This is a genomic window from uncultured Campylobacter sp. (assembly GCF_937997595.1).
Lineage (GTDB): Bacteria > Campylobacterota > Campylobacteria > Campylobacterales > Campylobacteraceae > Campylobacter_B.
On record NZ_CALKTS010000242.1, the window covers coordinates 1 to 10,915 of the forward strand.

A 10,915-nucleotide genomic window follows, 5' to 3' on the forward strand; every position below is an offset into this window, starting at 1 on the left:
AGGCGGTCTCGTGGCTCGAAGTGTTTTTATCGACCATCAAATTTAGATCTAGCTGCTGCGCAATCTGCGGGCTAAGCGCCACACACAGCACTCCGCGAGCGTGCGTGATCGCAAAATTTACCTTCTGTGCGCTGCTAAAGGTGCTCGCAAACACCAAATCGCCCTCATTCTCGCGATCGACGTCATCGACCATAACGAGCATTTTGCCGTTTTTCAGATCCTCGATCGCTTGCTCTACGCTAACCATTATCTCTCCTTTAAATTTACGATATTATCTTGCCGTTTCTATCAACGATAGTTTCGCGACCGTCTAAATTGATCTTGACGTAGTCGTCGCTCAGAATTTTAATAACTTCTATCTCGTCGTAAAACATCGGCTTTAAAATTTCATTATCCTCATCATCTAGCAGCCCCCATTTGCCGTCTTTTTTGACTTTAACGTATCCTTCGCAATATTTGATTTCGTCATAATATCCGCACAAAGTATTGTCAAAATCCCAAGCAAGCTCGTATACACAAGACACTACCTCTGTGCCCGTTTTATCGATAAAACCCCATTTGCCGTCCTTTTCAATCTTTGCTAAGCCTTCGCAAAAGCTCCCGGCCCGATCATATATGCAAGGAATAACTTCTTTTCCCGTTTCATCGATATATCCCCAATAACCGTTCTTTTTAACGTCTGCCAAGCCTTCGCTAAAATACGAAACGTCATCATAGATGCAAGAAGCTATCTCCTTTCCCGTTTTATCGATAAAACCCCATTTATCGTTCTTTTTAACCCATGCCGATACCATCTCGATCTTCCGAATTTAAATTTTAATTTCTGCGTAAGCCGCTTTTAGCTTCTCAAAAAGCGGGGCGAACGAAACGCCGTTTACGCGGACGTTTGCGATCGTCGTGATGAAATTCGTATCGCGCTGCCATCGCGGCACGAGATGATAGTGCACGTGCTCGGCTATGCCCGCACCCGCGGCGGCGCCGAGGTTCATGCCGATATTTACGCCGTTTGCGCCCAGCGTGCGCTTTAAAATCCCCACTCCGGCGCGCACGTAGCGGCTCATCTCCGCCCACGCATCGTCGCTAAGGCACTCGATATTATCCGCGTGCTCGTAGGGTATGACCATAAACGCGCCCGGGCTGTAAGGGTAGAGGTTCATCACCCCAAAGCAGTGCCGCGCGCGAAAAAGCACGCCGTTGCGATCATCGAACGCCGCATCCGCCGCCGCGTCGCAAAAGGGACAGCCGCTTCTTTTTTCGGTAAAATATTCGCTTCGCCAAGGGGCGCAAAGATAATCCATCTCTTTTTCCTTTCCGAAATTCCAAAATTCTATGGAATTTTAAAATTTGCGTTTCGCAAAATTTTATGAAATTTGGAATTTAAAACTTCTAAATTTCATAAAATTTTAAATTTACGCGGTCTGCGCTTGCTCGCACGACGCGGAATTATGCACGCGACGGGACGGGACGCACTTTGCAATCCCAGACTGCGCGAGGCACTTGCTCTGCGCGATATACACTTTGCGGATCGAAGTCCGCGGCGGGCGATATTAAATCCGCGGGCAGTTTGCGTGCGCATTATAACAAAACTTTGACGCACTCGCAGGCACGGTACGCGATGCCAAACATGCGCCGCAATCACCGTCGCGACACGCGGTAAAATTTAACGCGGCGCAGTCATAGCATAGCTTCGGCTCAATCGCGTCGTATCGCAGGGTATCACAGCCCCGCTAGCCCCTACGCCGTTCGCTTTTACGATAGCTCGCTTTGCGCAGTTATCGTACGCGCAGCTCCTCTGGGCGGCTTAGGTCGCGAGCTGCGATTAAATTTACGGCGCCATTTAATCGCCGATACCGAAGCGCTAAGAATACAAGGCGCTACGATAGACGCGCAATTCTCGGCGCTTAATGTTACAAGCGCAACCCCGCCCGCGCGAAGCTTCGCAAACGTAAAGCTAAATTTAAACCTCACTCCGCAGCCGCTCATGCAGCGCACACGATAATGAACTTGCTACGCCAAAGCACAGCGTGAACGCTTACGCAGCGTGCGATACTAAATCGCGTCGCAATCGCTAAATTTAAAGAACTGCTAAATTTTAAAGTCCGTCGAATTCTACAAATTTTAAAATTTACTGCCTTAAAATTTCGCTCCGTTCGCTAAATTTAACCGCTCGCTTCGGGTTTAAGCTTGCGCGATCAAGCAAACGGGTTTAAATTTCGCCGCCCGCGCCGAGCTTTATCTCGCGCAGTGCCGCACCGACGTCATTTTGGCGCATAAAATGCTCGCCGATCAAAAACGCATCGACGCCCGCCTCGTGCAGGCTTTTAAGCTGTTCGTGCGAGTGCAGACCGCTTTCGGCTACGATGATCTTGCCGTTTGGAATCAGCGGGATCAGCCGCTCGCTCAGGCTCGTATCGACCTCGAAAGTCTCTAAATTTCGATGGTTGATGCCGATAATATCGGCGCCTGCGAAGACCACTTTTTTCAGATCGTCCTTATCGTGGATCTCGCACAGCGCCCGAAGCCCCAGCCTACGGGCAAACTCGAGCAGTTCTCTTAGCTGTTTGCCTTCCAGAGCTTTGGCGATCAGCAGGATAAAATCCGCGCCGTAAACCAGCGCCTCGAGGATCTGATAGCGATCGACGATGAAATCCTTGCGCAAAATGGGCGTATGCGTGTAGCGGCGGATCTGCGGGATAAACTCCAAATCGCCTCTGAAGTAATGCGGCTCAGTAAGCACCGAAAAGGCGCTCGCACCTGCATTTTCGTACTCCACGGCAAGGCTTAGCGGCTCAAAATCCTCGCGGATGATCCCCTTGCTCGGGCTTGCCTTTTTGATCTCGGCGATGATGCGAAGCGGATCCTTCTCGTCGCTTCTAAGCGCGCTTATGACGTCGCGCGGCTCATAGGGATTAGCGCTTAGCGAGCGGCCGAGCAGATCCTCGGGCAGTCTTTCTTTACGAAGCGCGAGATCCTCGCGAGTGCGTTTTAAAATTTCATCCAAAATCATCGCTACTGCTTTGGTGTCTGGATTTTAGAGCCGGTGGGCTCTTTCGACGTAGAATTTTGCTCTGGCATAAAATCCTGCCTCGATACGGAATTTTGTCTTGACGAGGCAGAATTCTGCGCGGCGGAATTTATGAGCGTCGCAAAATTTTCAGAAGTCGCGGAATTTGGTGCCTGGTTTTGAACCATGGAATTTGCAGACCCAGCAGAATTTTGCGAAGCGGAGTCTTTTGGCGTTAAATCACGCGTTGCAGCGGAGCTCAGACGTGCGGAATCTAACGCAGAGCTTTCGGGCGCCGTAGATTTTATGGAATTAGGCGAAGGAGTTTTTATTGCCGGGCTTTGCGGCGCCTGATCTTTCGGCGCGGAGCCTTTTATCGTAGTGGGATTTTGCAATATAGAATTCTGCGGCGCTACGCCTGTGCCTGCGGCGCACGCATCGATCGCCTCTAAATGCTCTTTGCTTTCGGGGGAATTAAAAAATTCTGCGTCTTTGATCTTAGCCATTTCATTTTTAGCCTTGTCGCACTCGCCAAGCTTGTAGTATCCCCAAGCAAGCGAGTCCAGATAATACGGCGAGTCGGGGTCTTTTTGCAGGGCGCGGCGGACGAGCTCGATGCCTTTGCGAACGTCCAAATCGTGATCTATTAGGATGTAGCCGTAGTAGTTTAGATGCACGGGGTCTTTAAGCTGCGGCGCGATATTTTCAAATTTCGCCACTACGCTAGACAGGGTTTTAGCGTCCACGTTTTTGCCCGCACTTTCATATTCGTAGATCGCCTCGATCGCCAAAAAGTCGTAATTTTTGGTCTTCATAAACTCATCGCGTGCCATTTTAATCGCGGTTTTATAGTCTTTCTTATGCGCGTAGGCATCGATTAGAAGCTCGCGCTTGTAGTCGTATTTCTTCAAAAGCTCGATTATTTTATCAAAGTCGTTTGAGTAGTAATAAATCGCTATCATATCGTCCAAGAATTTATTATCCCCTTTGGCTTCATACAGCGCTTCATCGACCTTAGCGACATCCAAATAGCGTTTATTCGCGCGATACACATCAGCTAGCAGCTCGCACGCCATACCCTGGGCGCAGCCGTAGATGCGCCTGTGCGTCTCGATGATGCGGATCGCTCCGTCCGAATCATTGAGTTTATTTAGCAGCACGTCGCATAATCTGATGAGATTTTCGTCAGTTTTGTCTAGCTCATAGGCTTTTTCAAAGTAGGTTTTGGCTAAAGTAAAATTCTCCATCGCATAATATGTCGCCGCCAAGATCGCGTAACTACGCGAAACTGGATCTACGGTGACTAGCTTAAGAGCAGCAGTATTAGCGTTTAGATTATCTTTAATGCCTAAGTAGTAGCCGATCTTTACTCGCAGATACTCAGAGTCTGAGCTTAGGCTCTTTTCGCCGAGCTTTAAATAACGCGCCGTATTTTTGCGATCTTTGATCGCAAAAGCAGTCTTTAGCGCTTCTAGCAGATAAACGGACGAGCCCGTTTTATTGTATGCCTTTTCGTATAAAAACATCGAAGCTACGGGATCTTTATGCAGTAGCTCCAAAGCTGTAAGCAAATCGAAATTTAACTCGGCGTCCTCTTGCGCTCGCATCGCGTGATTTAGCTTTTCTTTGGTTATACTTTTGGCACTTACGCCGCGATTTATCAAGCTCTTTTTAATTGCATCTTTTGCACCGTTTTTTGTGCCAATGCCGGAATTCCGATCAGACGCCTTTTTATCCGTAACGGACTGCTTCGCTACTGCAGCATTCGCCCCCCTCTCCGCGCTTAGATACTGCGGCGCTAAAATCATCGCCGCGATTAAAATTCCGCTTAAAACCTTACCCCGATACATTCTTCCTCCAATTCTTTAGTATGCGTTTTAAAATATTCCCAAAACGGAAAGCTACGACACTGCTTCGGACGCAGCTCGTAAATCCTGCAGTTGCGTTGCGATTCGTCAAAAAATACGCACGCCAGACCACCTTCAAAGGGCTTTTCTTTTACGCTAAATCTAGCGCCTATTTTTTGTAAATAAATTTCTTTAAGCCTTGCAGGCGAAATTTTAAATTTTGCCGCTAGCGCCGCAATCTCGCTCTCATCTATCCAGATATAACCACTCTCTCCCGTGCAGCATTTACCGCCGCAGCGCTCGCACGCGCTTGCATCAAAGCTAAAGCCGAACTCACTCATAATCCACGCTCGTTAAATCCGCGCTTTTATAGATCGCGTGGGCTTGTGCGGTGCGCTTTCCGTGCGCGCTAGCATAGATCGGAAGGGTGATCTCACAGGGCGAGCGCGAGTTTTTACGAGCTTGCAAAAGCGCGAGCTTAGCGGGCTTTGAAATGTCGGGATAGACAAAACCAAGCCTCGTCAAATTTAGCCTAAACTCACCCAAAAGCTCGCAAATTTTAGCTAGCTTGCCCGCCTCGTAGCAAAAAATAAGTATACCGCCAGGCTTAAGATGAGCATTCGCAGATCGCACGAAATCCCGTAGGCTAAGGCTTGCTGCGCTCTTACTAAGCGCCATATGAGGCTCTTTGCTAAGCGAAATGCGCTCTCGATAAAAGGGCGGATTTGAGACGATAAAATCGAAGCGTTTTTCGCTTTTAAACTCCGCGAAATCCGCGTGCAAAATCTCGGCAGGCAGATCGTTTTGCAAAGAATTTAGCCTTAAGATTTCTAAATTTCGCTCTTGAATTTCTAGCAAGCTTAGATTGATGCTTTTAAAATCGCGTTTTAGCAAAAGCCCTAAAATTCCACATCCTGCGCCCACATCCAGCACGTCGCCGTATATCGCTCGCGGATTTAGCGCGCTTTTTAAACTACGCTCATCGCAAACTGCAAACCAGTCATCACGCAAGCACTCCGCAGCAAAATCCTCGCGCACCTTGGCGTCTTCAAATTTGCTCGCGAAATCTTTATCGTGCGTCTTTTGAGATTCTAAAGACTGCGCGATTTGCTCGTCACAAAATTTAAAATTTTCACCGCTTGCGATATCAGGCTTTAAAGTATGCTGGGCTTCGTCGTTTTGAAAATCGTAATTTTTGCAGCGCTCGCTTTGAAATTTCTCCTGAAATTCCGCTTGAAATTTCATTTTAAATTCCGCCTGGAATTCGGCACAGCCCTTACTTCCAAAATCGCGATCATTCCCCACGCTATGGTTAGCGGCATACGACTCTTCTTTGCTAAAAGCGCAATCCTCGGCGCAAAATTCCGCTTCGCCGCCTGCGAAATCCGAAGCGCAAAACTGTGCATTAAAGCCTCCATCTGTCGCGTCTTTAAATTCCGCACCGCAGCCCAGCGCTAAAGAGCCATTTTGCGATCCTGCGTCAGCTTTACGCACGCCTGAGCTTCTTATAAAATTCCACAAAAAAATCGTATCGCTTGTGTAACGATAGCCCTTTTTTGGCTGATAAAGCCTCATCTGCGGATATTTTTGATGATGGTATGAGCGTGATTTATCGCCACCACGATCGATCCACCACTTCTGCTGATGAGATCTCCGCCGACGTAAAGCCCACTAGTGGCAGTTTGAAGATTTTCATCCACGATCGGCACGCCGTTTTCATCGTAAGCGATGCCGCATTTTTTAAGAAAATCGATCGGGCTCGTGCCGCCAATCGCGTAGATCACTCGGTCAAATACGAGCTCGGTGCCATCATCAAATTTTACCAGCACCTTGCCGTTTTCATTCTCAAGAGCCTCTATATCGATACCTAAACGCAAGATGATGTTGCCGTATTTGGTCTCGCGCATTACGTCGCTTTCGTTCGTCTCGTTTAGGCGGGTAAATTTAGGCTTGCGATAGCAAAGCGTCACGACATTGGTTTTACATAGCGCTATAGCGTATTCAGCGGCTGAGTTACCGCCTCCGACGACTAGAATTTTTTCATTGATCGTGCATTTATCGAGATTGAAATTTACGCGTTGAGTGATCGAAGGCGGAATTTTATAAGCGGGCTTATTGGGCTTGCCCATCCTACCAATTGCGACGATGACGTTGCGCGCGCGGTATCCAGCCGAGCTAGTCGTGATATAAAATTCATCTGCGTGCTTTTCGATCTTTTCGACCTCACTTTTGAAATTCGTATCGATTTCGTCGCTATCTAAGAGCTCGTCGAAATAATTTAGCACGCTCTCTTTCGTGCCGGTTTCAAACGAAATAGAGCCGCGCGTCTCGCTGTCAAAGCCCTTATATTCTTTATCTACGCGCTTTTTATCTTTGTAAAACTGCCTAATCGTTTGAGAGTGGTTGTCGCCTTTTTCAAGCAGAAGCACATGCGCAAGCCCGTTTCTTTTGGCTTCTACTACGGAAGCGATGCCGCAAGGACCGCCGCCGATCACCGCCAAGTCGTAAACGTCTATCATAAATTTCCTTTAATCTTTTAAATTTCATACAAAATTATAGTAAAAATTCCATTAAAATCAGTGGAATTTCCTAGTAATTTCGCAGCTTTAATTTAAAATTTTAACGCTTTAAGATGCTTGCTTGGCTAAATTTGAAAAGACATAATTTTCTACGTTTAAATTTTAAATTTCACGGCGCCAATCCGTTTGTAAAAACTAGCGCGGCAGAAGCTGCAGAAGCGGCGAATTTAAAATTTTACTTCGCCAAGATAGAATTTTGCGAGCTAAAATAAAGCGGCAAGAGCGGTGAAATTTTAAAATTTTACCGCTCCGGCAGAAGTTTTAGTAGAAGCTTTAAGACTAGTTAAAATTTAGCGTATATTTTATGCTAAAGTTAAATTCCATATCCTTTTCGACCTTTGGAAAGCTACCTTTTGTGCGCTCGACTGCGCTTAATGCACCCTCATCAAGTGAATCGACATTAGAAGAAGACGTAACGCGAAGACCCTTAACATCGCCGCTTGCCGTATAGGTAAAGTGCACGCCTACGACGCCGATTTTACGCATGCGCTGGGCATTTTTAGGGTAGTGCGACTGCGCGTAGCGAGAAATAATGGCGAAAATTTTCTTGCCGACATCGCTATTGCTAGGATCTCCGCGGCTTGTTATAGCGTCGCTACCGCCACCTGCGCTACTGGAGCCGCCGCCCCCGCCGCTACCCAGCGAAATAGGCTTTGTCGGGTCAAATTTAGCCGTTAAATTCCTATCGCTGCTTTGAACTTTATGCTCTTTTTTCGGCTTAGGTTTTTCGACCGGTTTTGGTTTTTCTACCGGCTTTGGCTTAGGCTTTTCGACCGGTTTTGGTTTTTCGACTACAGGCTCTGGTATAGGCTCCGGTTCAGGAATCGGCTCTGGCTCCGGTATTGGCTCTGGCTCAGGCGGAGTTGGTTCCGGTTCGGGTTCGGGCTCCGGCGGAGTAGGCTCTGGCTCAGGATCCGGTTCAGACTGATCGGAAGGAGGCGGGATATTGGGCTCATCGGAGATATCGCCCTGCTTGGCATCATCCATTATGCTATCGATGGAAAAGGCTATCATATCGGGCATGCTAGGCGGCTTCGGTGCCGACGATAAAAGAGCGAAAACACCCACAGCGATGATGCAATGCAGCACCAAAGATACGATAAAACCTACTGCGCTATCTTTATTCATTGCTCTTTTTCGGTCACGATCGCAAATTTTTCATGGCCTGCCTTTTTTAGGACATCCATGATCGAAATGAAAGAGGAAAATTTCGAGTCTTTATCGTTTTTTAGCACGACAAGATCGTTTTTATCGAGCGCGGCAATTTTTTTCTCAAGCTCATCCTCGCTTATTGCGACATCGTCTAGATAAATTTTAGATTCGCTATCCACTTTGATGGTAACTTTTTTATCCTCTTGCGGGTTTTGCGAGCTTGAAGAAGATGGAAGATTTACCTTGATATGACCCTGCGCAATGAAAGTCGAGACACTAAGCACGATCGCTAACAGCACCAGCATAATGTCGATGAACGGGACGATATTTAGCCCGTCTCGTCTAGGGATGCTCATCTTTCTACCTCATCGTAGCGATTTAGAAGCACATCGACCTTGCGGACGAAGCCGTTGTAGATGATGAGCGTAGGTACGGCGACGACTAGACCGGTAGCCGTAGCTTTAAGGGCAAGCGAGAGACCTTGCATGATAGCCTTGGTATCGATACCGCTTGCAGTACTCATATCAAAAAATGTGATCATAATGCCGATGACAGTACCTAAAAGACCGATGTACGGAGCATTTGAATAAACAATATAAAGCGTCGTTAAATTTTTTGTCAGAGCCTCTTCGTAAAGCGCCTTGCTTTTGTAATTGCTAGCTTTAACCTTCGAATAAAAAAGCAGCCTTTCGATAGTAAACCACACGACCAAAAAGCTCATAAATCCGAGGATCGCAAAGATAATGTAATCCACGTAATGCGCCAAAAATTCCATAATGCCCATAAGCTCTCCTTAAAAATTTTAAAAATTTTTATAAATTCAGCAAAGTGCCTTGCCAAAAAATGAGCGATTTTATCAAAAGTAGATTTAATTTTTACTAAAATTTTGATGAGCGATATTTAAATTATATTTTATCATTTAGCTTTATTTAATGATAACAAAGCATTCGGAGATAAAATTGTAATGATTTTAAAATGTCTTGATAATTAATATAAAATAAAGGATTAATTTTATATTATTCGCCGTTTTTTAATCTTATTATCATTTGGGAATTTCGTATGAAAAAATTTCATCTGGCTTTGTCTTTGTGCGCGGTTCTTTGCTTAAGCGCACAAGCAGACGAGAAATCAAGCGCTACGGACGTATTCAAAAGCAAAGATTCAAATACGCAAAGCCTGGGCGTAATCGAAGTTACTAGCGATTCTAGCACGCCTAGCACCGTGGATGATATCAAAATCAATACTCGCAACGCTACGCTCATCAAAGATGTATTTCGCGACATCCCAGGCGTTTATGTGGGCGGCACCAACGGCATGAATCAAAAAATTTATATGCGCGGCGTGAGCGATCGTGGCTTAAATATCACGATTGACGGCGCGAAGCAAAACGGCAATACCTTTCATCACAACGCCGATTTACTAATCGATCCTGATCTTATCAAAGCCGTAGAGGTCGATGTAGGCGCGCGCTCAGTCGTGAACGGCTCGGGCGCTTTGGGCGGCTCAGTTGCCTTCAGGACGGTAGACGCTTCTGACATGCTTGAGGACGGTCAGGATATCGGCGCCAAGCTCAAAGTGGGCTATACAAGCAATAACGAAGGCTATTCGCAAAGCGCGATGCTCTACGGCAGGGCGTTTGATAGCCTAGATATGCTTGCTGCGTTTAAGCACTACGGATACGGCTTCGGCGAATCTGGCAACGGCAAACCTACGGGCGGCGACGGCAACGATATAAATTATTTATTAAAAGCGGGCTATAGCTTTTTAGATTTTCATAAAATTTCCCTTTCGACCGAGCATATGCAATACAAAGGATTATATCCTATGCGCCCGGAATTCGGCTCATGGCTCGACGGACAGCTGGATAAACGCAAATACGAGCGCGATACCCATACGATCAAATATACGTATAATCCGAGCGACCTGCTAGAGCTCGACATCACGGGATATTACACCAAGCATCAACGCATAGGCTCTATCTATACCGGCACAAAATGGGGCGTCGAAACCAAGGGTGCTAAAATCGGCGCAAAAACCAAGCTTGAAACGGGTGATCTAACTCATACGCTTCGCTACGGATTTGATTACTACCGAAGCGAAAACTATGTCAAACCGGGAAATTTGCGCCCCGAAAAGGTTGATAACTACAGTGTTTATTTAGAGAACGCTATGCGCTACGGCGATCTTACGGTAACTCCCGGCGTGCGCTACGAAAGGCACGAGCTAAAGACTTATAACGGCAGAGGCGCGAATATCTCTAGCTACAAATATAAATTCGACGAAGTAAGCCCCGCCTTGGCGCTTGATTACGAGATCGGCGCGGGATTTGGAGC

Annotated in this window: 13 protein-coding genes; 2 read left to right on the forward strand and 11 right to left on the reverse strand. The window is 46.8% G+C overall.

Translation table 11 applies throughout. The features are described from left to right. The 8 genes from Q0614_RS08155 to Q0614_RS08190 all read right to left on the reverse strand — a co-directional run. A partial coding sequence (locus Q0614_RS08155) for a 3,4-dihydroxy-2-butanone-4-phosphate synthase (RefSeq protein ID WP_298787916.1) occupies positions 1 to 247 on the reverse strand: 247 nt, incomplete at its 3' end. A 16-nt stretch (positions 248 to 263) separates the two neighbouring features. Beyond that, entirely contained in the window at positions 264 to 794 is a 531-nt protein-coding gene (locus tag Q0614_RS08160; RefSeq protein ID WP_298787918.1) for a WG repeat-containing protein, read from the reverse strand. 15 nt (positions 795 to 809) lie between these two features. Next, positions 810 to 1,298: an HIT domain-containing protein gene (locus Q0614_RS08165; RefSeq protein WP_297882873.1), complete on the reverse strand. Its 489-nt coding sequence runs from the start codon at positions 1,296 to 1,298 to the stop codon at positions 810 to 812. Between the two features lie 908 nt (positions 1,299 to 2,206). After that, positions 2,207 to 3,007, reverse strand: coding sequence for an indole-3-glycerol phosphate synthase TrpC (gene trpC, locus Q0614_RS08170; protein ID WP_298787920.1), 801 nt, complete (start codon positions 3,005 to 3,007; stop codon positions 2,207 to 2,209). A 2-nt stretch (positions 3,008 to 3,009) separates the two neighbouring features. Continuing rightward, complete coding sequence (locus Q0614_RS08175; RefSeq protein WP_298787921.1) at positions 3,010 to 4,854, reverse strand: hypothetical protein; 1,845 nt, start codon at positions 4,852 to 4,854, stop codon at positions 3,010 to 3,012. Continuing rightward, positions 4,833 to 5,192: a YkgJ family cysteine cluster protein gene (locus Q0614_RS08180; RefSeq protein ID WP_298787922.1), complete on the reverse strand. Its 360-nt coding sequence runs from the start codon at positions 5,190 to 5,192 to the stop codon at positions 4,833 to 4,835. The genes Q0614_RS08175 and Q0614_RS08180 overlap by 22 nt, the downstream gene beginning before the upstream one ends. Then, on the reverse strand, positions 5,185 to 6,426 hold the full coding sequence (locus tag Q0614_RS08185) for a methyltransferase (RefSeq protein ID WP_298787924.1): 1,242 nt from the start codon (positions 6,424 to 6,426) through the stop codon (positions 5,185 to 5,187). The genes Q0614_RS08180 and Q0614_RS08185 overlap by 8 nt, the downstream gene beginning before the upstream one ends. Continuing rightward, a complete protein-coding gene (locus Q0614_RS08190) occupies positions 6,423 to 7,370 on the reverse strand; it encodes an NAD(P)-binding domain-containing protein (RefSeq protein WP_005872145.1) in 948 nt (315 codons plus the stop codon). Before Q0614_RS08190 ends, Q0614_RS08185 begins: the two co-directional genes overlap by 4 nt. A gap of 131 nt (positions 7,371 to 7,501) precedes the next feature. On the opposite strand from Q0614_RS08190, the gene Q0614_RS08195 reads away from it, so the two are divergent. Next, a complete protein-coding gene (locus tag Q0614_RS08195; RefSeq protein ID WP_298787926.1) occupies positions 7,502 to 7,642 on the forward strand; it encodes a hypothetical protein in 141 nt (46 codons plus the stop codon). A 67-nt stretch (positions 7,643 to 7,709) separates the two neighbouring features. Here Q0614_RS08195 and Q0614_RS08200 read toward each other — a convergent pair whose 3' ends face one another. From Q0614_RS08200 to exbB, 3 genes are read right to left on the reverse strand one after another with little or no spacing between them, the layout of a single operon-like run. Further along, positions 7,710 to 8,558 (reverse strand): energy transducer TonB, encoded by an 849-nt coding sequence (locus tag Q0614_RS08200; RefSeq protein ID WP_298787928.1) that lies wholly within the window; start codon positions 8,556 to 8,558, stop codon positions 7,710 to 7,712. Then, on the reverse strand, positions 8,555 to 8,938 hold the full coding sequence (gene exbD, locus Q0614_RS08205) for a TonB system transport protein ExbD (RefSeq protein ID WP_005872149.1): 384 nt from the start codon (positions 8,936 to 8,938) through the stop codon (positions 8,555 to 8,557). The genes Q0614_RS08200 and exbD overlap by 4 nt, the downstream gene beginning before the upstream one ends. Beyond that, entirely contained in the window at positions 8,935 to 9,357 is a 423-nt protein-coding gene (gene exbB / locus Q0614_RS08210; protein WP_298787932.1) for a TonB-system energizer ExbB, read from the reverse strand. Before exbB ends, exbD begins: the two co-directional genes overlap by 4 nt. A 284-nt stretch (positions 9,358 to 9,641) precedes the next feature. Here exbB and Q0614_RS08215 point away from each other — a divergent pair. Next, on the forward strand, positions 9,642 to 10,915 hold a 1,274-nt coding region (locus Q0614_RS08215), incomplete at its 3' end, for a TonB-dependent receptor plug domain-containing protein (RefSeq protein ID WP_298787930.1).

Excerpts from the sequence above, each read along its gene's own strand:
- Q0614_RS08180 (WP_298787922.1), bottom strand. The coding sequence starts at position 5,192 with ATGAGTGAGTTCGGCTTTAGCTTTGATGCAAGCGCGTGCGAGCGCTGC.
- exbD (WP_005872149.1), bottom strand. The coding sequence starts at position 8,938 with ATGAGCATCCCTAGACGAGACGGGCTAAATATCGTCCCGTTCATCGAC.
- Q0614_RS08190 (WP_005872145.1), bottom strand. The coding sequence starts at position 7,370 with ATGATAGACGTTTACGACTTGGCGGTGATCGGCGGCGGTCCTTGCGGC.
- trpC (WP_298787920.1), bottom strand. The coding sequence starts at position 3,007 with ATGATTTTGGATGAAATTTTAAAACGCACTCGCGAGGATCTCGCGCTT.
- Q0614_RS08160 (WP_298787918.1), bottom strand. The coding sequence starts at position 794 with ATGGTATCGGCATGGGTTAAAAAGAACGATAAATGGGGTTTTATCGAT.
- Q0614_RS08185 (WP_298787924.1), bottom strand. The coding sequence starts at position 6,426 with ATGAGGCTTTATCAGCCAAAAAAGGGCTATCGTTACACAAGCGATACG.
- Q0614_RS08175 (WP_298787921.1), bottom strand. The coding sequence starts at position 4,854 with ATGTATCGGGGTAAGGTTTTAAGCGGAATTTTAATCGCGGCGATGATT.
- Q0614_RS08200 (WP_298787928.1), bottom strand. The coding sequence starts at position 8,558 with ATGAATAAAGATAGCGCAGTAGGTTTTATCGTATCTTTGGTGCTGCAT.
- exbB (WP_298787932.1), bottom strand. The coding sequence starts at position 9,357 with ATGGAATTTTTGGCGCATTACGTGGATTACATTATCTTTGCGATCCTC.
- Q0614_RS08165 (WP_297882873.1), bottom strand. The coding sequence starts at position 1,298 with ATGGATTATCTTTGCGCCCCTTGGCGAAGCGAATATTTTACCGAAAAA.